This window comes from Neptuniibacter pectenicola, from assembly GCF_001597735.1.
GTDB classification, from domain to species: Bacteria; Pseudomonadota; Gammaproteobacteria; order Pseudomonadales; family Balneatricaceae; genus Neptuniibacter; species Neptuniibacter pectenicola.
The window spans coordinates 1-304 of the sequence record NZ_LUTS01000114.1; the positions used below are offsets into that span (position 1 = coordinate 1).

1 pseudogene is annotated in these 304 nt (G+C 49.3%); it reads left to right on the forward strand.

Annotated features, from left to right (window positions below):
• A pseudogene (locus A3773_RS17125) lies at nucleotides 1–304 on the forward strand (homoserine dehydrogenase); the annotation flags it as partial.

The following is a 304-nucleotide window of genomic DNA, read 5'->3' on the forward strand; positions in this document are numbered from 1 at the left end:
ATTAGCCGTATCACTGCGGAAGATGTGTCTTTTGCCCGTGAATTGGGTTATTCCATTAAACATCTAGGTGTTGCACGTCGAACGAAAGCGGGTGTTGAGCTACGTGTCCATCCGACTTTGATTTCTCAAAAAGCATTACTGGCGAATGTAAATGGCGTGATGAATGCTGTCATGGTAAAAGGCGATGCGGTCGGTCCTACTCTAACGTATGGCGCTGGCGCTGGCGCAATGCCAACGGGATCATCCGTTGTTGCTGACATCATTGATGTCGCGCGCACGTTAACGGCAGATCCAACTAATCGTG